The following is a 22,766-nucleotide window of genomic DNA, read 5'->3' as shown; positions in this document are numbered from 1 at the left end:
AGGCTTTTTCTATCCAATGTCGCGCGTGTTCTATTATCCTTCTGAATCGAGGTGTGTAAGGTAGCATGATATCAAGTAAAATCAAGTCCGATCTTTCCGTTCTAAAATGGGCATTCCAAAAAGCGTGGGAGATCGATCGGCGCAACCTTCTGTTCTGGGCGGTTATTTGTACGGTCGGGGCGGTGCTCCCTGTGCTGTTCTTGATAGTAACCAAGCGGATCGTCGATATGATTACCTCGGAAGCAGCACAGCTAGGCGGGTTCGGCACGATCGTAGCGTGGATTGGTGCGCTGGTCGGCTTTCTGTTCCTGAACGCGGTATTTAACATGCTGCCGAGCATATTTGATTTCACGCTCTTCACCCGCTATGCGGTGGGCATGCAGAAGCAGTTAGGCGACATGATGCGGCGAGTGCCGCTTCGAATGTTTGACGATCCGGAATTGGCTCTGAAAATTGACATGACAACGCCAACGATTAAACGGCTATCCTATTTTCTTACCAGTGTGTTGAAGCTGCTTGCCGAAACCGTCGCCCTCATCAGCATGCTTGTCCTGGCTGCCTCCACCTCATGGATACTCCTTCTGTTTGCAGTCATTCTTGTGATGACATCGCTGACAATGGGTTTTAAAAACGCAGTCGAAGGCAACAAGCGCTGGCTGGATGAAGGGGATAACGAACGGCTGGCAGAGTACTACTACTCCCAAGTATTCCGCAATGACATTGCGATGGAATACCGGATGCTGGAGTTGGATTCTTTTATCCGCAAAAAATGGTATGACATCATTAAGCCGATGCAGGAACGAACGCTTGCGTTTATGAATAAAGCCAACTTGCGAACGAACTCCTCGCTGATTTTATCGACCCTTTTCAAGTGTGCACTAATTGCGGCCGGGCTCTATTTGACGGCGATAGGGCGAATTACGGTTGGCACGCTGGTCATGTTCGTCGCGACATTCGATCACATTGCGGGAACGTCGATGGGCTACGGCCGATTGTTCATGAGCTCGTACCGGTATGTGAAGGATTTTGAACTGCAAAAGCAGTTTTTCGAAATGGACTTCGATGATCGGCCAAGCAGCGCGATCCAAACAGAGCCGACGCCGAATGAACGGCAAGATAAGCCGGTTGTATTCGAATTGCAGGGCGTCAGCTTTAAATACAGCTCGGCAAGCAATGATTATGCACTCAAGGACGTTTCGCTGAAAATCCACCAAGGCGAAATGATCGCCCTTGTCGGCGGCAACGGGGCGGGAAAATCGACCCTCGTCAAAGTGCTTCTCGGATTTTATAAACCGATGGAGGGGAACGTCTTTTTCGAGGGAAAACATTACGATGAGATCGACCTGTCCAAGCTGGCCGCACGAATGGGCGTTACATTCCAGGACTTTGCCAAGTTCGAGTTTACGTTAAGAGAAAATATCGCTTTCGGAGACTTGTCCAAGCTTCACGATGATGCTGCACTCCATGATGCCGCAGAGAAAGGCGGGGCAACAAAGATTTTGAAGCGGCAAAGCAGCGGACTGGATACGCACTTGGGGAGATGGTATCACAAAAATGCGATCCAGCTATCGGGAGGAGAGTGGCAGCGAATCGCCGTATCACGTGCGCATATAAGCAGCCGGGACATCCTGATTATGGACGAGCCTGCAGCCATGCTGGATCCAATCGCTGAGATGGAGCAGTTCTACCACATCCGAAACAGCATCCAGAACCGGACAGGCGTGTTGATTTCACACCGTATCGGATTTGCAAGACTAGCCGATAAAGTTGCTGTCATGGATGGAGGCAGGCTGGTCGAATTTGGCACGCATGACGAATTGATGGCGAAGCAAGGAATGTATCACAAGCTTTTTATGACCCAGGCGGAATGGTACCGGAAAGAGGAGGCGATGTAAGATGGCTGAACCCTTACAGCAAAAACGAAAACGGGCGCGGATCGACAAAACCGTCCTGTCGAGTCTTCGGCTGGTGTTGGAGGCTGCCAGCTTTAAGGATTTGTTCTTTACAAATTTGGGGCTTGCCACCGGGGTCATCGGGACCATCGCCGCGATTTTTGAAAAACACTTCTTTAACGAAGCCGCTCACGTCGTAACCGAAGGAATAGGCGGAGGATCGTTCATGCGGGCCGTCGAATGGCTCGCCTTATGGATGGGAATCGTTCTCCTGACGAATATCATGGTGATTGTCTCCGGCCGGACGAATAACATCTTATGGAGCAAGATGCAGTATTATATTCAGGAAAAGCTGATGATCAAAATTTCGCGCATCCGTGTCGATTATTTTGCCAGCACGGATACCTACCAGAAGTTCGAATGGGTGAAGAATGAATTGACCCGCAAGCTCCCGCTTATTCTGAATGCGACGTTTGGTATTTTTCTTTGTGCGATTCAACTGGTGACTGCAGTACTTATTATCGCGACAGATAGTTGGCTGATCGCTGTTATTATTCTGGCCGGCTGCATCCCTTCCATTCTGCTCAAGCAGGCACAGACAGAAGCCAACTATTATCAAGAACAGAACAACTCGCATGAGCTCCGTTACCAGACATACATTTCATGGGCCTGTTTAAGCGTCCCAGCATGAAGGAAATGCGGTACGGCAATTTATACGACTACGTGAACCAGCGCTATGATGAGTCTGTCACAGAGTTGTACAAGCAGCGAATCGGCTTGATTAAACGGTTTACGATATATAACGGCGGCGCCCGGCTCATCAATCTGATCACGATCGGAATTGCACTCGTTATGATTTCTTACGATATTTACCAAGGCGGCTCGGGGATCGGCTCATTTATGCTTGTATACAGTACGGCGAAGGTGATGCAGACCGCATTCCAAGGGCTGTTTGACAATCTGGTATTAATCGGCAGCGACGGAAGATTTATCGACGACTATCGGGAGATTATGAGCTACAAGGAGTATGGAACCGGGGAGGGCACCGTCGAGACACTCGTCAAAGGAGGCAAGCTGTCACAGCAATCCCCTGCCATACCTGTACCGGCTCAAATGGATATCGAGTTCCGAAATGTTCACTTTACATACCCGGAGACGGAGCGGCAGATATTGAAGGATGTGTCCGTAACGATCAGACAGGGAGAGAAAATCGCCATCGTCGGTGAGAACGGTTCTGGTAAAAGCACGTTCATTTCTCTGCTGTGCGGTATGTATGAACCGGACAGCGGCTGTGTTCTGATGGGCGGTGTGGAAGCGCATCGGCATCAAGCACTCGTGAAACAGGCGGTATCCTGCACCTTTCAAATGTTCGGCCGCTACGCGTTGTCGATCGCGGATAACATTCGAATAGGCGATCTGTACCGGGAATACTCGGATGACGAAATTATCGCAGCAGCGAAGCTGACGGGAGCCTATGAATTCGCCGCTAGATTGAAAGACGGCTTTGAGACGCATCTTAGCAATTATAAGGCGGGCAACACCGACTTATCCGGAGGCGAGTGGCAGAAGATCGCAATCGCCAGAGCCATATTGAAAAAGGATGCACGGGTGCTAATTCTGGATGAACCGACCGCCGCATTGGATCCGATAGCTGAAGCGAAGCTGTACGAGGATTTCAACAGCATAACCGGCGATAAAACAACGATATTAATTTCCCACCGGCTTGGCGCAACCAGACTTGCCGATAAAATATTGGTGTTCGATAACGGCCGCATAGCCGAGCAAGGCACGCACGAGCAGCTTATGGCGTTGAACGGAATATACGCGGAGATGTATAGAGCACAGTCGCAATGGTATGTCGCCTAAAGAAAACAACAAGGCGTACCGCAGTCGTATGACCGTGGTACGCCTTGTTCTTCATATCCCGTTGTATCTAGTGGATAAGCTATACCTAGCTTGTACGTGCAATCTGCCGCTGAGCGAACTCCAATACTTTTCGCAGATGTTGTTCCCCTGTAGAATGCCCTCGGAACGGGTAGATGTGCAGCTCCTTCTCCGACTGGATGCGGTTGTAGGCAGCAAACACCGTCTCCGGCATGCAGACAGGGTCCTTCATGCTGACGGATACCATAATGGGTATCTCAATCCGGTCAGCCAGGTTCATGTTGTCAAAATAACTCAGCGTCCGCATAACCTTCTGCCAACGTTCAGGATAGCGGGATATATATTCGGCCGCTTCGGTTAATGAGCCTGTCGAATGAAAAATTCCCCAGTCCATATGGCACATGTTCGGAATATCTGCAATGGCAAAGGAAGGCTTCCGGCTTAGCGCGCTCAAGATCATAGCCAGTCCGCCTCCCTGGCTCGCTCCAGCTACTCCTATGCGGTTCGGGTCGACCTCCGGCTGCTCGCTAACCCAATCTACCGCACGCAGGCAATCTATAACCAAAGCCTTATAGTAGCAGGTATCCTTATCGTCAATGCCTTTGGTAATCCAGCCCTTCGCCATGCCTCCTTCTTGAGGCAGCAAATCGCCTGTTCCTCCCGTTTGGCCCCTAAGATCGATTGCAAACACCGCCATGCCGGCCAATAGCCATGAAGCGTAGCTCTCAGGCAGTCCGCTGCTCCCGGAATAACCGTGAAACATTACGACACAAGGATAGGCTGCCTCCTGCCACATGCTCGGGACAAGGTACCACCCGGATACTCTCGTATCGTCATAGCCTTTATAGTGTACTTGGTAGGCTTGTACACCGCGCATCGTGGTGGAAACCTGCACTCGTTCGGCTTCGACCTTCCCCTGAGTAGCCCATTCTTCCAAGGTCTTGCTCCAATAAAGATGCAGATCTGCGGGAGCCGTCAGCTCCGGAGTATATTGATATAATTCCTTTATTTTTCGATCCAAATAACCCATAAGGACTGCCTCCCCGCCTGAAACCTCCAGGCACGCATTATTTATGTACCGATGAGATTTTTTCAAAAATATGTACGAAGGTCTCCAGCTCCTCCTCGTTTAAAGGGGACAGGTATCTCTCCAGAATTCGGCTGTAATGCTGCAGCTCCTGCTTGAGCACGTCGCTTCCATATTCCGTGATGGAGACGAACACTTTTCTACGGTCATCGTGACTGTATTCCCGGGAGATCAGGTTGTCCTGAACCAGTTTATTCAGCATCGTCGAAACCGAGCTCGTATGGATCCCGAATTTTCTGGCCAGCTCTGTAATCGTGCAGGGTCCGTCCTCCGATATCAATTTTAGAATGTAAAATTGCGCCCTTGTCAGCTCCAGCTGGAACTGGCTTTGCATCGCGTTTGCAATTTCCCTCTGTGTCTTGTGCATCGCAATCCGTATACGGAGAGCGTAGGAGCTCAAATCGCTCATCCCTCAACCTCCTTTCTAATGTTTTGTTAACTCCCCTTACTAAATATATGTACTAGTCTCATTATAACAGGTCAGGCTCCTTCTTGAAGCGCTTTATATTGAAGAAATGCCGAACCTGATACAACATAAAAAACAACCAGACCGCCGGTCCCGCCCGGCAGCCTGGCTGCAATGGAATGGTTATTTTTAAATCACGGTCCTGCATGTTCCTTGCAGCGCTTAGCGGATTTGAATACTGCCGCTGAAACTTTGCCCCCGGATCTCGGCAGCAGGCGTTCCTTCCGCGGCATTCCCTTTCCAAATCAGGATGCTGATCAAGGAGGAAGAGCTGCGGCGCTCGTTTTCTACCATGATTCGTACGGTATAGCTAGCTCCCTGCTCATCTACAGCACCGCCTTGGATAAAAGCGCTTGAATCCGATGCCGCGATCCAATCTGCGTCGTTCATCGTCAGACGAAGTCCTTGCGGTTCTGCGTGAATGGTTGCGGATCCGCTCACTTTGCCCGCATTACGTTCCCACTTGCTTTCCAAATGAACCTTGTTCGCCTTGGCGCCGAATAGCCCGGAAGGAACAGGAGTATTCGTATGTCCGTTCACCTGAACGGAGCCGTAGGTGGCCGCATTCACCGTCATTACAGCCGATGCGGAATGCTCCGTATAATAAGGATTGGCTCCGATCGCCGCTTTCACCTCGTACAATCCGGCTGGCAATGTCTCTGTAAGATTCGCTTGACCGTATACGTTCGTCTGCACCGTCGAGGACAGAACGGGCACGGAAGTGCCGTCAGCCCGCAATGCTCTCAGATCAAAAACAACTGGAAGATCGTTTACCGCCCCCGGCTCTCCATCATCCTGCTGCTGAATAATGGCAAAAAGCGTCACATTCGTCCGATCCCAGTTCAAAGGGGTGGACAGAGCGAGGGTCGCCTCCTCCTTCTGCACGGTCAGCTTCCCGGAGGCTGAGCTAGGCTGAAGTGCCTGATCGGCAGATCCCGCGAATACCGCCTTCAAGTCATATGGTGCAGAAGAGCCTGACGGCACACCTGCCTGGACACGGTAATTCAGCGGTGCTTCTCCCGAAGCGTCCGTTACGGCCTCCCCAATATGTGCCTCATTCAGGAAAAATGACACTGCTTGCCCCTGCAGCGGCTTCCCGTCCTTGTCTGTTAGGTACGCATGAAGGGATGCCGTATCACTGTAGCTGTAGACGGCGTCGCTAACCGATAGGCTCAGCTTGGTCGCGGACGTATGACCTGCTGCAAACACTTCATTGAGATTGTTCCAGGCATCCTTGGTGTTGCCGTGGCCGCTGTACTTCACATAACGGGCTTGAGACGGCTCAAATGAGAATAGCTGTAGTCCTGCAGTCTTTCCATTGCTTTGACCGCTGTACACCCGTTTCCAATCGGTCCCGTCCACGGAGATGTCCAGATCAAAGAAATAAGTATCCTTGTCGCCATTTAAAAATGATGCGATGAAGGTATCGATCCCCTTGCTCTCCCCCAGGTCGAAGGTAATCCAATGCTCACCTTTGGCAGCATAGCGCGTAGCCAAATTACCATCAATCGCATTGGACGGAGGAAAGCCGGAGTTATAACCAGGGCTCGCCGTAACACCATGAATGTGGTAAGGAACCAACCCTGACGGCTCATCCCCGTAAATCGGTATCGGAGTGAATCGAACGGAATACTGGGTTTGCGATCTCGGATCCTGACGGTCCTTGACTGTAATAATCGCGGTGCCGAACGGTTCCTGGGCCTGAGCCACCTCAATCCCATTCGATCCGGTCGCGCTGACGACAGGAATGACAGCGGTTCCTGCCGGCATGGCGAATTTATAGCTGAATACCGCCGGATCGAATCCCGCAATTGGCTGCCCATTCACCTGAATGCCATCCAGCTTGGGGGATGGAAAGACGGGCGGCGTGCCATTGGCCGTTGCGCTGAATTCCATTCGGAAGGACGGATGCCCTTCGAATGTGCGCTGCGGCCTTAATTGCTCCGCCGTATTGCTATCGATGGCCAGGGCATGGTCATCCGCTGTGACGATATAGGTAAGTCCGTTCCTCTTCTCAACATGATCCACCAGGAACATTTCACTAAAGCCCTTCTGCTCGCTAATCCCGTTCGGGTACGAGCCGTTTGCGTCGGGAATGACCTTGTAGGTGCCGAATTGCAGGGACACCCATTTTCCTTTCCATGCATCGCCTTCCGGAAGGTTCGCGTCCGTAATTAGCGCGTTGACATCCGAGCCGTCCGCGATTCGAACTGCTCCTGTCACGGTCCCTTGATAAGAGGCAGGCCCGATAGTCAGCGCCTTATCTCCGTATTGGAATTTGCTTCCGGAAATCAGATAAGGCTTTGTGAAGCCGCTTCGTTCATACATAATTCCGATCTTGCCGTTCAAGGAATATTGCCCGTCGGCGGTTGTAACGGATTGGTCCACTGGGTTGCTTCCAGTGATATCCGGATGGTTCAAGTTCACCAGCACGACGTCCTCACGGCCGTTGTTGAATTTGACGGAGAGCGCCACATGCTCCGGGTCGTTATCCTTAAGCGGTACCCGGCTAATGCTTGCTATGGCCGATTCACCGTTCAACGGCTCCATGACACTGATAAACAAGCTGTCCAGATTGTCTTGGCCCGGGACCTCCCGCTTAACCATCAGCGACGGACGCCAGAATTGATAGATGTCATCATACTGCTTATCCCGGTAGGAATGAGGGCTCTTGCCAAGGTAGACCTGATTCTTTCCATCATCTACCATCATAATCCGTGTTCCGATTCCCCCATCCTCCGCATCGCGGAAGGTAACGTCCCATTGACCCGGAGATTGGCCTGTGCTGACGTCCCTGAACATGCCGTACCAGTTCCGCACGTCTCCTTCCTTTACCGGATCGGTCCATGTTTCGTTATCCGGGAGGAGCGGATAAGGCTTATTTATGTTTTGCAGCGGAAAGCTGGCTTCCGCCGTTTCGTCAAACTGGGTGGAGCCATGAAGGAAATATTCATGCGTGCTTCCGCCCGTAACCTTGAACAAGTCGATCAGATAGGGATGCTCCGGATCGATAGTATTCATCACGTTCACGCGCTGATATCTTGATGCTGTGCCGGGGTAAGCCCAGTTGCTGTACACCTCGGACGCCTCGATGCCGTCGATGCCGGGCTCATACAGGGCAAGATTGCCGCCTGTAAACGCATGGCCGACGTTACCGGCACCCTGCTTATTCCCGCGAAATTGATTCGATTGATTCACGACAACCGTGTTCATAGCCAGCGTATCGCTTGTAAAATCGCGTGCCGCGGTGTGGGAATAACGTATCCCCCCGATCAATTCCTTCCCGAAGCCGAATAAGGTCGCAGAGAGCACATTCGGATGAACATGATTCGCCATGTCGTTGAAGTTGAGGTTGTACTGCGTTTGCAATCTCCCTGTCCCGTCACCCAGCATGAGATGACCGTATGCGGGAAGCAGCCGGGACTGCGTCGCATTGCGTTTGGAGGCTCCTCCCTTGGTCGTATCGCCGAACGGAGGCAAATCCCCATCCGGAAACGCAACGATCTTCTGGGCCTCCTTGGCATTCGCCAGGAAATCGGATTGTCTGACGATCTTCTCTTTCAACGCTTGCTGAGCAGGCGATTCCGGCTGATGCGCCTGGAAATAGGTTTGGATCAATTGCGAAATCGTGTAGTTGGAGTTGGCATAGCCGGCGTGGTAGGAGAACGATTCAGGAAACATGCCATCCCGCTTGAAATTTTCTCCGACGGTGATATCCATGTATTGGCTCAGCCAATCCAACAGCTGCGGCTGGTGAAGAACCGTAGCCACGCGGGCAATGGCCTCAACAGCTCCGGAGAGGTTAGTGGATGTATGGACCTTCATCGACTGATAGGTGGTCAGCCAGTTTACGACATTGAGAAAAAAGTCAGCGCGGGTTATGCTCCCGCACATCGTATCCCTTGCTTTGGGACAGCTCTTGGAGCGCCGCACTATCATAGATCCGGTCGAAAGCGAAGATCTCGCCGGAATGCATTTCATGCGCGATCCCGTTATGGTCGCTGACCCGTTGGATATCCGTATTGTAATATTTGGCAACCTCATCGGCGCTGATGAGATTAGCCACATTTTTGCTGGTCATGTAGAAATCCGGCACAGCGGTAGCCCACGCATCCAAAGCGATAGCGGCTCTGCGGGCGTATTTCTCATCTCCGGTCGCCAAGTAAGCGTTTGCCAAAATCGGAAGGTTGCTCGACATGAAGCTGGTTTTTTCATAATCAATGCGCGCCTGGATGAGGTATTTCTTCCCGTTGTATTGCACATAGGGGACCTCCACCGTCTTCCCGCTCATGACTTTTACGGATGTATACTGATAAGGATACTGGGAGTTTGGGAAGGCAAGGCCTTTCATCGTTTGAATCTTATCGGGGGTTGCGGGGCTCCATACCCAGCCATCGCTTCCATCGAACGGCTCGTTCAATACCGAACGCGGGGACTGCTTGGGCACGAGATTCAGCCATTGCTCTTCCGTGTACTGGCTAAGCAATCTATCAGCAGTTGCGATCGACGCCTGCAGCTCGGAGGCACTTGGCGGGTAATAGGGATGAGCCGGCGCCGAAGCAGCCGAGACGGTCGGGCTGGCATCAGCAGGGTTCACCGCTGCGGCTGAAGCGCCGCCTGCATCCGTGACTGCAAACATTTGAAATAATAAAATCAAGCTTGCCATCGTTGAACGGTGTTTCATTATGAAAATCAACTCACTTTCTTACGGATGGGTTTGGTAAGTGGATGGTCAATGACCGAACTGAACTAACCGCTATTCAAAAAATCCCCCCATTCTCTTTTATTTGCTGCAATGGTCCGGCAAAAGTCGAGAGTGCCCGAAGCGCCGGGAAGCCGCCAAAGGTTCCCTGTCGTTTCGATGTGTTCTCATTATAGAAACAAACCTGTAGGATGACTATGGAACAAATTAACCACTACTTGTTTAAAATTAACATTTCATTACACAAGATGCCGACCTCAAGGAATCAATCAGCACACTGCTCCTTATTGCCCCCACTGTACCGATACAGTTCAGTAAATGAAGGTTGTTTGGGTCGGTCCTTTGCTATACCATGCAAGTAATGGAACATGTTCGCGGACAATAAACCGAGCTTTGATCGGATGAGGTGGTAATGATGATGAATACTGACAAAAGCTTAAGACTAGCTTATGTATGCATGATTTTAAACGCAGTAATTATTGGCTTCTCCTTCTTGTTTACCAAAATGGCGCTGGCGCAAGCGAGCCCTATAGACACCCTGGCGTTTCGATTCGCCGCTTCGTTCGGGGTCATGTCGATCCCGGTTGCGTTCGGATGGGTTAAGCTGAACTACCGCGGGAAACCGCTATATAAAGCGCTGCTGCTTGCAGCGATGTATCCGTTAGGCTTCTTTGCATTTCAAGCCTTCGGGCTGCAGCACGCCACCTCCGCCGAGGGGGGCATCCTGTTTGCATTCACTCCCGTCATGACGGCAGCGCTCGCCTCTATCTTTTTAAAGGAAACAACAACCAGCCTGCAAAAGCTGTCAATCTTCCTGTCGGTATTCGGTGTAGCGTTCATTTTTGTGATGAAAGGGGGCGGCTTCGAGCTGTCCAGTACGCTGGGGATTCTGCTGTTGATTCTCTCGAGCCTGGCTTCTGCCGGTTACAGCGTACTGGCCCGCTCGCTTATGAAGGCTTATACCCCTGCGGAAATCAGCTACTTCATGCTGGGTGTCGGGTTCGTCTCGTTTCTGGTCATTTCCTTAGTGGATCATACGTCGTCCGGGACAGTTGACGTTCTTCTAAAACCGCTTTCCGACGGTTTCTTTATTCTCTCAGTGCTTTATCTGGGGATTATGTCCTCACTAGTCACGGCTTTAACATCCAACTACGCTTTGTCCAAAATCGAAGCATCCAGGATGAGTGTGTTCAACAATTTAGCGACCATAGTCTCTATCGCGGCAGGGGCGCTATTTCTTGGGGAAAACGTTACGGTGTATCACCTTATCGGCTCTCTCTTGATTATTGCGGGGGTTCTAGGGACGAATCTTCTGGGGCGAAAAAAAAGCGCTGCTACGGTAAAACAGCCCGCATCAGTAGACGTATAGATCGTTAGGTAAGCATTAGTGCCATTCATGTTCTGTCTGCTGGGATATAGGTGGAATAACAGATCAACCGAAAGAGCCAAGAACTGGAATATCCCATGGATGTCCAGACCCTTGGCTCTTTATTTTAACAACAACCGTTTCAGCGCTTTTGTACGTATGCTTACCCAGCCGCGTCTGTTTCGCCAAGGGATCTCTCCGGCATCGTCCGCTGAGGATGCAAGCAGCACTGCTGCAAATAGGCTGCGAAGCTCGTCATATTCATCTGCATGTGCCTGTTGCTGCCCTCCAGCTTGCTAAGCATGATGCCTCCCTCCAATAAGGAAAAGGCAAAAGTAGCCAAGGCGTCGGCATTCAAATCTTCCTTCAATTCCCCCATCCGAATCCCCTCCTGGATAATGATTTTCATTGCGTCCAAGGTCGAATGGAGTCCTCGCCTGGCTCTGTCACGCAGGACAGGATGAGTGTCATCACTCTCTACGGCTGTATTCTGCAGAGGGCACCCGCCGATAAACGGTGGGTTGTTCACGACGTCCTCATAAACGCGGAAGTAGGCGAGCAGCCTGCCTGCTGCAGATTCCTCCTGTTCTATAGCCTCCGAAAACTTGCTGCCGACCCTGCTTGCCGCATATTGATACGCTTCCAGGGCGATTTCATCTTTGCTGTTAAAATGACGATAAATGCCACCCTTCTTGATCCCAGTTGCGGCAATGATATCGTTTAACGACGAACCCGCATAGCCCTGCTGATTAAACAGCTCTGCCGATTTCATGATAATATGCTCCCGTGTTTTATCCCCTTTTTTCATGAGCCCTCCGTACGCGTGTAGTCTGCCCTCATTATACCAAATATTTACGGCATTGCCTCTTGCCAACCGCCTGATATGTGCTACAATAAAAGATACCGATCGGTATCTTTTATGAATTTATTATAAAGGCGGGATAGAGTTGACGCAAGCTCGATGGTATTCGCGGCACTATGCATGGATTGGACTAATAGCCCTATGGGTTATCGGATTTATTGGGACGATTTCCCGCTTCATTATGACCTCCTACCAGGTCCAAATGGCAGAGGACTTGCAAGTGGGCAGAGGATTTATATCCGCAGCTTGGTCGACAAATTTATTTATTGCCGCTTTATGCGCTCCAATAGGCGGCCGGCTCGTCGATCGGTATGGACCCAAGAGGATCATGTTCATCAGCAGCCTGTTCGGCATTGCTGGCACTGCTCTTGTTTTTCTGGGACATCATCCGGCCTTCTTCTTTGCCGGCTACGGTATTTTATCCGGATTGACCGGTCTTGGAGCCTCGACAGCTTATGTGCTGGTATTCAAATGGTTTGGCCGTCATAAAGCTAAAGCGGCGGGCCTATTGAGCAGCGCATCCTCCGTCGGTCTTGCCGTCTGCACCCCCTTGTTCGTAACCAACAGTCAGCTGACATGGGAATATGCATTTTTGATTTCAGCATTACTGGGATTGGCGATAACCTTACCCCTCATTTTGTTTGTAATACGGCCCGCAGAAATGGACGTCGACATCGAGGATGCTGCCGAGCAATCCCGTCCTGTTGAGGAGTCCGCTCCTGCGGTAAAGGAGACTGCCGTCAAGCTTGTTCACTTGCCTTTCCTGATCGTCGCCTTCGCACTCTTTACGTGTGGAATCAACATGGGGACAGTGGAGATGAATCTGGTTGCCATCCATCAGCAGGCTGAGGTATCGACGGGAATGATTGCCCTGTCGATGGGGGTTCTTGGAGTTATGGAGATAGCCGGGTCGCTGGTGTTCGGATTCACCATGGATGCCATCAACAAGCGGTTGGCCATGGCCTTGTTGTACGGGATTAGGGTAATCAGCTTTTTGATTCTGCTGTGGCACCCCTCCTGGTCCCCCGTCGCATTTGCCGTGACCTTCGGCTTGACCTACTTAAGCGCTGTTCCGGGAGGAATGGTCATTGCGAACGAGCTTACGAGCAGCAAAGGGACGTTGATCGGCAATTTAATACTCTTTCATCAAGCCGGCGGCATCCTTGGCGCTTTGGTCGGCGGCATTGCTTATGATATGTTCAATAGCTATCAGATCTTGATTGGCATAGACGCCGTACTCTGCGTAGTAGCGGCAGCCGGATATATGATTCTGAAGCTTCACCCGTTTAGCCAAGGAAAAAGAGAGCTGTATCAAGCGGGTTAAAGAGCCATTACATGGGACAGTACCTGATTCTCCTTCGTGAATCCGGACCTCATGAAAAGGATGGGAACCGGCAGGTATCATCCATCTGTCCATAGTCGAAAAAGCAAAAACAAGCAGCACAGGACTTCAAAAATCCGTCCGGGTGCTGCTTGCTTATATTTTACTCCTAAACATCCATATAGAGGGAAATATCCCTCTTGGGTTTAGAGCTCCTCACTTAACCGCTCGATCTCGGTACTTGCGAGAAGCAAAGGTGCGACACCCATAAGCACATCGCTAACAACAGGTTCGCTCAAATAATATTCATACGAGCCATCGCGGTATTTGCGCCCTCCAAGCCCTGCACCTTGACAAATGCTGTGCAAGTGCACTCCCTGTTCGTCCTCAGAGACGAATCGGGTGAGGATTCCTACGTAAGCACGCTCCACGACCTTGCGGTCAATCTCGGATAAATAATGAAGCCGAATCCCCTTCGCCAAGGCATAGGTGAGCATGCACGAGCCCGATGCCTCCAGATAGTTGCCCTCGCGTCCGTTGCAATCCATCACCTGATACCAGAGGCCGCTCTCCTGGTCCTGTACGCGCACGACAGCATTCGCCATGCGTTCAAAGATGCCTAGCAGCTGTCCGCGCTTCGGATGACGGGCAGGAAAGTGCTCCAGTGCGTCGACGATAGCCATTGCATACCAGCCCATCGCTCTCCCCCAAACATGGCGCGAACGTCCGGTAGCGCCGTCGCACCAGCGCTGCTCCTTGCTCTCGTCCCAGGCATGGTGAAGCAGGCCGGTCTCAGGGTTACGCGTATGACGTTCGACAAGCAGCAGCTGGTGAGCCGCTTCATCGAACCAGCCGTGCTCCCCAAACGCAGCGGCAAATTCCGCCATGAAGGGCGATGACATATACAACCCGTCCAGCCACATCTGGAAAGGATAAATCTTCTTGTGCCAGAATCCGCCTTCTTCCGTGCGCGGCTGGCCGATCAGCTGCGTTTCCAGCTCTCGTGCCGCCTTCTCATACTTGTCCTCGCCTGTTTCCTTCCACAGCCGCATCAAATGCTTGCCTTTATTGATATGATCGAGATTGTAATCCTCCAGCCTAAAGCCGCCTTGGATGGTACCGTCCTCCTGGATGAACACATCCATTTGACGCTTTACGAACTCGTGATAACGGGAATCTTTCGTCCAGTCGCCAAGACGGCTTATCGCGGTTAACGCCATGCCGGCGACATATCCCCATTTGTTGCTGATGTTGGGATGATATCCGTCCACGCAGCGGGATAGAATCGTCTCAGCAATTTTGACGGACATGCGCTGTTCCGTCTGTGTTTGAGCAGTTGCCTGCATAATGGATACCTCCTGGATTAGGGCGTACATAATGGCAAGCTGTTGAAATCGTCCGGAACCTGGACCAGATACAGATTGCCGTACCCGTTCTTATCGCTTGTAAATAAGACTTGCTTTCCGTCGGCGCTGAAGCGCGGGTGAGCATGCACCTTCTGGGAATGAAAGCTGCAGCGGAGCTCGCAGAGCGTTCGGGGGCCATCATAGACCCCGTTGATTTTACGCCACATCGTAAGCGACTTCACGGCACCCTTGCCGTCCACGATCGCTTGACCCCGCCCGTCCGCATAGGCATGCCACGTATCGAAAGCGAATTCCGTCTCCTCCATCTCCGTATTATCATAACGGATGGAGCCGAAGAAGTTAGTGCCGTTTGTGCGGAAGCCGTGATACCCGATCGTCAGCCCGTCCGGATAAAAGAACTCGTGTCCTACCTTTTCACCTGGTTCAAGCCGCCGTCTGATTTGCCACGCTTCCCCGGTCCGCAGGTCCAGCCCCCAAATCCGGTGGTCTACAAGATGCCATGGCCCTTCATGGCAAAAGGTCAAAAGCCAGGGCTCGACAGGTGAAGCATTGATGTGGGTGATGAAGCGCCGGGCCTCATAAACCGTCTCCGACGTACCCCGCAAAGAGTCAATCCGGACGATCATACTGTGGGGAGCCGCTTCCATAAGCTCGCGGTGACCGACGTATCCGTTCCCGAGGTCCAGGCGGATGCGGGAAGAGAGGTCCTCCTGCACGCAGGTCAAGACGAATTTGCCATCTGCGGTCGCGCTTGCGTTTCCGAGATGATAGCCCTCGGGCGCTTCGTACAGGAGCTTTTCTTCCAGCGTCGATAAGTCCAGCCGGAATAGGCAGCGGTCTTTTTTGACAAAGGCCGCCCTTCCGTCGGGCTGCAAGCATGCATCCAAATGATCGTTTGCAGAATAGTCCGTAAGCTGGGTGATGAGCCCGCTCGTCAGGTGCAGGCTGTACAGGTTCGTACTGTTTGCCCTGTCGGAGATCATCAACAGACGCTCTCCCCCGTCGTACCAGCCGTTTTCGGTAAAATATAGATGATGGCTGTGTGCCTTATAATCCGTCAATTGCGTAACCTCAAGCCCTGTCAGCCGGTCGGCATACGTCTTCCGCTCTGACGGCCAGATGGTGCCTTTAGCCATTTGCGTGCTCCTTTCATGAAGGTTTATTACAGCCAGGGCTTAAGCCCCTCCCATGCTACCTTCCAGCTCCCATCCTTCGGAAAGCCCGGATTGTTCGCCTGCTCATTGCCTTTCCAGCCGCAGGCCATCATGGCGACGGCGGTCAACAAGCCTCCGTTACCCGGCAAATAGGCTGTTAAGCCTGGGCGCTGATAATTATGCCCGTTAGTCAAATAGGTGTTCTTGGTCGCATCCATCAGCAGGAAATCAACGGCAAGCTCCGGCTCTCCGAGCCTTGCCGCGGTCATGGCGCACATCGGAAAATCCCAGCCCCAGGCGGAATCCCACATCCATACCTCCTTGACCTTCATCAAGGTATTCCGCATCACTTCGCGATTGATGAGCGTTCCGGGCAGTATGCCGAGAGCGCCCAGCATGGAAGGATGGTCCCGGTTTTTACCGGTAAAGGTATCCGGGCACAGCTCGTGAGCGAGATAGACCCCATCCGCCTGCGGAGGCGGTGCCATGGATGCTGCTACTTCAACCCACCGCGGGTTGACGGGCGCCTGCAATCTCTCGGCCCATTGAACCGCGATCTCCAGTCCCTGCTTCCAATACTCCAGCTCATACGGAGGATTTTTGCTGCTCTGCAGATGGTGGCATTCTTGTGCCGGAATCAGCGGAGGTCCTAGATCGTACACGCGCTTTTCTTCATCCAGATGCGCGTAGGATACCATGAAATCGGCGGCCTCGAATACGATGTCGCGGTATTGCTCCAGCGTTTCGCGTGTCGGATTCGCCTGGTAGCACATCTCGGCAAGCACCATCGGATGCGGCTGCTGCCAGATCAGTCCGGGAGCAACCGGGGAAGGGCACGGTTTGCCGTCGAACCCGACCATTTTAGGCCAGCGGGCGCCCTCGTAGCCTTGTGACGCTGCCAAGTCACGCGCGGCAGGAAGGATATCACGGTACCAGCCCATGCTCTTAAGCAGGTAGGCTTCTCTACCCCACAATGGAAAATGTGCCGCATGCCACCAATGCATCTCCAAATGCGCCTTGCCGAACCAGCTGTTGTACATCAGCCCAGTTTCCTGAGGCGGTATGGAACCCCCGCTGTGCATGGCGCACAGGAACTGGGACAAGACCACACGGCGCTCCAGCTCGAAGGCTCGTGGGTCGGAGCTGCCGGCAAAATCTATGGCCGCTCCGCTCATCCAAAAGTCCTCCCAGCGGCGTTCACTGGATTGGATGATGCTATCGACGGATGCCGTTCTTGGTGCTTCCGGAGCAAATGAGACAGAAAATTCAAACAATTCACCTTGCACTTCAGGCACTAATGTGATCTCATGCGGGCCGGTTCTTTCCAGCCGTCCCTGAGTCCATTCCCAGCCTACCTCGTATCGGTCCTCATCCATGGTTCTTTCCAACAACGCCCTGCAAGCTTCCTGTTGAAGCAGCTCTGTTCGGTGTCTGTCATCATGGTCCCAATCGGGAAACACCGCTTTCGCCCATGCCGTATGAACCATATCGGGCGCAGGAAACCGCATGAACACCTGAAGCCGTCCTTGGGAAATCAGTGGCGACTCCACACGGACGCCGATCGTATCGGCTTCGCCGTGGCAAGCGGTTGTTACTCTTACAGGCACGCCTTGTACGTCATATTCGCTCGTTAGCACGCCTGTCCACAAGTTCAGCCGCTGGCATATATTCGTTATATCGCTTGCCGTAGCTTCCTCGCCGGATTCGAGCAGAAACCGGAAGGAAATTCGGCCAAGCTGCAGTCGATGAGGATTTTGCCGCAGCCAGTGATAGGCTTCAGCCTTCTCTCCCGGCTTCATAGGATAGCCTACAAGCCGCCCGTAGGTATCGAACATTTGATGCTCGGCGTCCTTCTCCGTAAATCGGTGACGCCCTCCTGTGTAATGCCATCCCCAGTTGGATTGGGTGCCAAGCGGCACCTCATATTGATCCGGGAAGGTCTGCAAGCCGGTAATGTCGCTGCTGAAGGCAAATTCCGAATTGCCTACCGAGAAGGGCGACAGCGGGTCTAATTTGTTCAATTCTGGATGGTGCCGCTCAACAATTTGTCGTCTGTTCATGGGTTCCTCCTTGGAATGAACCCGGAGGGCACAGTCGGCTATTCGATCTGAAAATCCATCCGGGTTTTCATCATATCCCGGTACTTGCCCGGGGTGATATCTTTATATTTGCGGAAGATACGGATGAAGCTGTTCTCATGCTGATATCCCACCATGACGGCGATGTCCGAAATTCGGGAGTCCGTCTTGAGCAGCAGCTCGGCCGCCCGGTCCATGCGCAGTTGAGTCAAGTAGTTATATATGGTCTCGCCTGTCTCTTGCTTGAAGACCTGGCTGGCGAGACTGCTGCTGATGCCTATGGAATCGGCAATCTCCGGAATGCCGATCGGTTCGCCGAGATGCTGCTTCATATAGTCGATCATCCGTTGGCACATCATGAAATCCTTACTGTCGGCCAGACGGCGGTACTGCTCCACAATAGGAGCAATTCTGGAGTTCAGCTCGTGCCTCATGTCATCCAGATGCAGGGTTTCGAACCGTTCATATGCAGCCTCTGTCTCCTGCTGCTCCCCGGGCTGCAGCTGCCCAATCCGCTCGACAAGCTCCTGCAGAAAACTGACCACAGCCGAAGGATATTCGTACTGGATACGCAATTGCTCGAAAATCTGGTCCGCAGCCTTTGATATAGCGGGCTCATCCCCCGCTTGGATGGCATGCAGCAGCTCTTCTACGGCACGTCCGCCGGGCAGCGGCTCTTTGACTTCGTGCTCGGATACTTTATGGAACGGAATCACTTGGCCATAGCCCTGATATACACGATAAGCAAGCGCATTCTCCGCCTCCAGCATCGCCTGCTTCAAACGGGTGATGTCCGTCTGGGGCGTGCTGATGCCTGCCGTAACGCTGAATTTGAGCAATTCTAGCACCACATTCGTCGATTCCTTCAGCTTTTTTTCCGGTGAGGCGCCAGGCTCCCTCGGCTGCATCAGGATAGCCGTCTTGTCCTTGCCGAAATCAGCGCATACGATTCTCCACTGCGGCTCGAACAGCTCCGCCATAATATTGGCAAGGGCGAATTTCAAGAGCGACCGGTCCGAGTCGGAATAAGAAGCCGACCATTCCTTATAACGGTCGATGGAAAGTATGGCTACGGTAACCGGAGCCTGCTCTTGCCAATCGCCAAAATAACGGTTCCATTTGTCCTGAATATCCCTTTTGCCGGTTAAATGGCCGGAATAAATATCGCTTAGCAGCTTGGAGGATGCCTCCGACATCGTCTCCCTGACGAGCTGGGACAGATGGGCATGGTTGCTCAGCAGTTCATCGGTCAGCTTCTCCAGATCAATTCCCCCGGCGCCGCTCTCCTTACGTTCATAAGCGCTGAACAATTGCCTCAGCCGCCTCACGGGACGGAAGGCCGCCGCATTGATATAGAAGATGGTCGCTCCGCCAAGCGCCAATGCGGCGATCGATACCAGCAATACGGTATCCCTTACCTTCTTGGACTTGGCCAACAGGCTGTCCTGTACAACAATAGAGACATACCTCCAACCGGTGACTGGCGATGTCAGCTGATTCACCAGCAGCTTGCGGTTCTGGTAGGTGATATCACCTGTATTATCTTCCTTCACTACGGCAAGCGCCTGCCGGATTGCATCCTGATCGAATTCATAATTCGATACCGAATATAAGACATCGTCATGCTCATCGATGATGTACCGCATCCTGTTAATGTTGTTAAAGCTGGAGTCCAGCCGGGCGAACAGCTCTTCATCCTTGAGGTTCACAGCCACAATGCCTCTAAACTCGCCTTGAATCTTGATCTTTCGAAACAGTGTCACATCGGAGCCGCCCCGGCTGGCACCCTCCGGCACCTCCCGCTTCTTGATCACGGTCGGCTTGTCCCCGAATTCATCGGCCACGCTGACCCAATCCGAATCACCGAATGTCAGCTTGCTGGAGCTGTACCCCTGGGGAATGGCCACGAAGCTTTCTCGTTTAAGATCATAGACATAAATGCTTTTCACATATTTCGAATTGTTAACCAAAGTGGTCAACAGCTGATAGATTTCCGTGATATTACTGAATGAATTCTGGTTCTCGCTCGTCAAGAATTGATATACATTGGCGCTTAACGTGACTTGAATCGCAGCCTGATCACTTTCCTTGATGGATTCGTCAATCACATTCATATTGAGCTGAAGCATTTGCCGTTGGGGCTCACTCAGCTCCTCCTGCAGCACCGCCTTGGACGTGTAATAAGAGGTTAAGCTGACAGCCAGAATAATGAGGAAAACCGATACGGTCAAAATCAAGACAAGCCGGATCTGCGTATGGGCCCAGTTGTACTTCAGCCATTTCTTGAGGGATTGCATCACGGGTTCCTTCCCACCTTATGTCGAATATGTTTCATTATAACGCGATTTCTCCCCCCAAGATACCCATTTTGACCTGGCTTTCCTCTTGTTTCAGCCTGTGATGCCTAATTGCTCCTTCATTCGCTGCGTTTCGATACCAGCAAGAAGCACAATGCCGATGCCGTGCGTATCGTTGAGGTTCCAGCCCAAATCATGCTTATAATAAGCATGGTGATAGGACCAGCTGGAGCCCTTGCAGACACCATACAGGTTACCTTGCTTATCGATGGCTCGCTCGCACAAGCCCTGCCATCCGGACAGTACAGCCTGGATATATGGCTCAGGCTGCTCCAACCACCCGTGCCGAACGCCAAGCGCGAAGCCATACATAAACATGGAAGTGCAGGAAGCCTCTTCGTAGGATTCGGGATCGGTCAGCACCTGATGCCATAAGCCATAAACACCCTGGAGCTTCCGGTATCCCTCTGCCAGCTCACGGTAAAACGAGAGAATATCAGGATAGGCTGCATGATCTTGAGGCAGTACCGCAAGCAAAACCGCCAGCGAAAAGAATACCCAGCCATTCCCTCTGCCCCAGGCGGTCTGTGAGCGTTTGCCCAGATTCACATCATACACGTGGGACATAATGCTTTGTTCCGGCATAAACAAATAGTTCTTATAAAGTAATAGCTGCCGTGCCGCTTCATCGATATAACGTATATCTCTGGTGTGCTCTGCGTATCTGCATAGGAACGGCACGCTCATATACATATCGTCGCACCACATAGTGTTGTGCATGCTTGGTGAAACCCCGATGTGCCTGTACAGTGCGCCGTCCGGCATACGATCCTGTACGTCCATAATGTAGTGGGCGATGTCGTCAAATACGGCTGGCGCTCCCTTCAGCGGACGCAGCCGATTCGCAAGAATAGCAAGTGCGCCGAACGATCCGCAATCATCGAGGCTGTCGATGTGCGAGAGCTGGTTGTTCAAGCCTGCTGCTCCGTAACGCTCCCGGTCCCACAGCGAGTAGGCGTACGTCGAAGTAGCAAACTCGACATGCTTCAGGACATAATCGGACAAGTCCGTCCGCTGCAGGACATGGCTCGTTTCCAGCAAGCCAAACAGTGTGACGCCAAGCGGGTAATTCCAGCGGCCAAATAGCTCGTTCTCGAGAAAAGGCCGAATATTGGCATCCGGCTGCTCGGTGGTCCAGAAAAGAGAGCCCTCTTCTCCATAAGCTACCGTATCCAATGCCAAATAATCAGATACATCCACTTGTGTACCGGGAGCAAACGGACCCAAATAGAGCCAGCTGCCACGATAACCATGGATTCTGCGCGGGGCCGTTAACGACGCTCCAGCGGACAAGCTGCGGAGCACGAATCCCCAGCCGTCTTCACCCGCGATACATTGAGCCACCAAATCCGCTTTGCCGGGACCCGCATCGAATTGCAGGACAAAATCACCGCTCTGCGGTACGCCAAGCACTTTTCCGCCATTAAGCGTGAAGGATACAGGGCCATAGGCTGTGCCCTCAACTGTTATTCGTTGGACAGAGGAGGCGGCATTAGAAATTGCCGTCCATGCATAGGCCGTGGCACCCGGACGCAGCCCGTACATTTGCTCCAGCCTTCCAGCCTGTAAATGCGGCGTTTCCCGCTCAGGAAGCCATTTCGCTCCGGTTTCCTCCTCGGATTGGCTTCCGCCGGGGATTGACCGGATAGCGAAGCTCAATGGGGCCGTATAAATCCATCCTTCTTCCCCGTCACGCTCGGCTGAAGGAGCCAGGAAATGAAACGGCTTGTTCTTCCTGTTACCCGTGCCGAATTCCGCTCCGCAGCCTCCGCCGGCATTTTTCCCTAACTCAAACACGAAGTGATTCCACCCGCGAGTAAGAGATATTTTCAGCTTAATCGGCAGGGTACCGGAATCTCCCTTCTCCTCCTCCGGCGCGGAGCCGAACCGTTTGACGCCATTATGATAAAGCCGCACAGGCCCATAACAGCGCAAATGGAAAATAAAGTCCTCCGGCTGTTCACTCCACAGCTTGCCCCAAGCATAAACACGCTCGGTTTCATTCATTTCGGGGAACATGCTGCTTACAGGAAATTGATACAGATGATGATCCTGCTTGCGGATTTCACTAGTTCTTGTAACCCGGTAGACGGGCTCGTGAGGCGGATTGGCTCCAATGTACCGCTGGGCCATGACAGCCAGAACATGCGGAATATCGCACCCGGCTGTTTGTGAACCCATGCTTTCGATTGGGTGAAAGTAGCTGCTCACTGCTATGGTTCCTCCTTCA

15 protein-coding genes are annotated in these 22,766 nt (G+C 52.3%); 5 read left to right on the top strand and 10 right to left on the bottom strand.

Annotation, left to right across the window (positions count from 1 at the left end; all coding sequences use genetic code 11):
- Positions 1 to 65 precede the first annotated feature (65 nt).
- From B1728_RS04355 to B1728_RS04345, 3 genes are read left to right on the top strand one after another with little or no spacing between them, the layout of a single operon-like run.
- Positions 66 to 1,895 carry an ABC transporter ATP-binding protein gene (locus tag B1728_RS04355; RefSeq protein WP_079908915.1) on the top strand — a complete coding sequence of 610 codons (1,830 nt, stop codon included), beginning with the start codon at positions 66 to 68 and terminating at the stop codon, positions 1,893 to 1,895.
- A 1-nt stretch (position 1,896) separates the two neighbouring features.
- Positions 1,897 to 2,583, top strand: a complete 687-nt coding sequence (locus B1728_RS04350) for an ABC transporter ATP-binding protein (protein ID WP_079908914.1) — start codon at positions 1,897 to 1,899, stop codon at positions 2,581 to 2,583.
- The gene (locus B1728_RS04345) at positions 2,580 to 3,758 is read left to right on the top strand and encodes an ABC transporter ATP-binding protein (RefSeq protein WP_179135876.1); all 1,179 of its coding nucleotides are present in this window, start codon (positions 2,580 to 2,582) and stop codon (positions 3,756 to 3,758) included. Before B1728_RS04350 ends, B1728_RS04345 begins: the two co-directional genes overlap by 4 nt.
- 85 nt (positions 3,759 to 3,843) lie before the next feature.
- Here the strand turns inward: B1728_RS04345 and B1728_RS04340 are convergent, their stop codons facing one another.
- From B1728_RS04340 to B1728_RS35675, 4 genes are all read right to left on the bottom strand, one after another.
- On the bottom strand, positions 3,844 to 4,806 hold the full coding sequence (locus B1728_RS04340; RefSeq protein ID WP_079908912.1) for an acetylxylan esterase: 963 nt from the start codon (positions 4,804 to 4,806) through the stop codon (positions 3,844 to 3,846).
- A gap of 37 nt (positions 4,807 to 4,843) precedes the next feature.
- Positions 4,844 to 5,272, bottom strand: a complete 429-nt coding sequence (locus B1728_RS04335; protein WP_079908911.1) for a MarR family winged helix-turn-helix transcriptional regulator — start codon at positions 5,270 to 5,272, stop codon at positions 4,844 to 4,846.
- A gap of 219 nt (positions 5,273 to 5,491) precedes the next feature.
- On the bottom strand, positions 5,492 to 9,223 hold the full coding sequence (locus B1728_RS04330) for a discoidin domain-containing protein (protein WP_179135875.1): 3,732 nt from the start codon (positions 9,221 to 9,223) through the stop codon (positions 5,492 to 5,494).
- The gene (locus tag B1728_RS35675; RefSeq protein WP_144027749.1) at positions 9,198 to 10,013 is read right to left on the bottom strand and encodes an alginate lyase family protein; all 816 of its coding nucleotides are present in this window, start codon (positions 10,011 to 10,013) and stop codon (positions 9,198 to 9,200) included. Before B1728_RS35675 ends, B1728_RS04330 begins: the two co-directional genes overlap by 26 nt.
- A 436-nt stretch (positions 10,014 to 10,449) precedes the next feature.
- Between B1728_RS35675 and B1728_RS04325 the strand changes: the two genes are divergently transcribed.
- Positions 10,450 to 11,400 carry a DMT family transporter gene (locus B1728_RS04325; protein ID WP_079908909.1) on the top strand — a complete coding sequence of 317 codons (951 nt, stop codon included), beginning with the start codon at positions 10,450 to 10,452 and terminating at the stop codon, positions 11,398 to 11,400.
- A 160-nt stretch (positions 11,401 to 11,560) separates the two neighbouring features.
- Here B1728_RS04325 and B1728_RS04320 read toward each other — a convergent pair whose 3' ends face one another.
- Positions 11,561 to 12,205, bottom strand: a complete 645-nt coding sequence (locus B1728_RS04320) for a TetR/AcrR family transcriptional regulator (protein ID WP_079908908.1) — start codon at positions 12,203 to 12,205, stop codon at positions 11,561 to 11,563.
- A gap of 139 nt (positions 12,206 to 12,344) precedes the next feature.
- Here B1728_RS04320 and B1728_RS04315 point away from each other — a divergent pair, with 139 nt between their 5' ends.
- A complete protein-coding gene (locus B1728_RS04315; protein ID WP_144027748.1) occupies positions 12,345 to 13,583 on the top strand; it encodes an MFS transporter in 1,239 nt (412 codons plus the stop codon).
- A gap of 203 nt (positions 13,584 to 13,786) precedes the next feature.
- Here the strand turns inward: B1728_RS04315 and B1728_RS04310 are convergent, their stop codons facing one another.
- The 5 genes from B1728_RS04310 to B1728_RS04290 all read right to left on the bottom strand — a co-directional run bounded on the left by B1728_RS04310 (position 13,787) and on the right by B1728_RS04290 (position 22,747).
- Entirely contained in the window at positions 13,787 to 14,926 is a 1,140-nt protein-coding gene (locus B1728_RS04310; protein ID WP_079908907.1) for a glycoside hydrolase family 88/105 protein, read from the bottom strand.
- A gap of 17 nt (positions 14,927 to 14,943) precedes the next feature.
- A complete protein-coding gene (locus tag B1728_RS04305; protein ID WP_079908906.1) occupies positions 14,944 to 16,083 on the bottom strand; it encodes an oligogalacturonate lyase family protein in 1,140 nt (379 codons plus the stop codon).
- A gap of 26 nt (positions 16,084 to 16,109) precedes the next feature.
- Positions 16,110 to 18,161 carry a glycoside hydrolase family 65 gene (locus B1728_RS04300; RefSeq protein WP_079908905.1) on the bottom strand — a complete coding sequence of 684 codons (2,052 nt, stop codon included), beginning with the start codon at positions 18,159 to 18,161 and terminating at the stop codon, positions 16,110 to 16,112.
- A gap of 38 nt (positions 18,162 to 18,199) precedes the next feature.
- Positions 18,200 to 20,476, bottom strand: coding sequence for a helix-turn-helix domain-containing protein (locus B1728_RS04295; RefSeq protein ID WP_079908904.1), 2,277 nt, complete (start codon positions 20,474 to 20,476; stop codon positions 18,200 to 18,202).
- 93 nt (positions 20,477 to 20,569) lie between these two features.
- Entirely contained in the window at positions 20,570 to 22,747 is a 2,178-nt protein-coding gene (locus B1728_RS04290; RefSeq protein WP_256865218.1) for a glycoside hydrolase family 88/105 protein, read from the bottom strand.
- Positions 22,748 to 22,766: the final 19 nt, after the last annotated feature.

The organism is Paenibacillus sp. 32352 (genome assembly GCF_002042965.1).
Classification (GTDB): Bacteria; Bacillota; Bacilli; order Paenibacillales; family NBRC-103111; genus Paenibacillus_S; species Paenibacillus_S vulneris.
The sequence above is the reverse complement of the archived record's forward strand: the minus strand, read 5'-3'. Positions and strand labels throughout refer to the sequence as shown.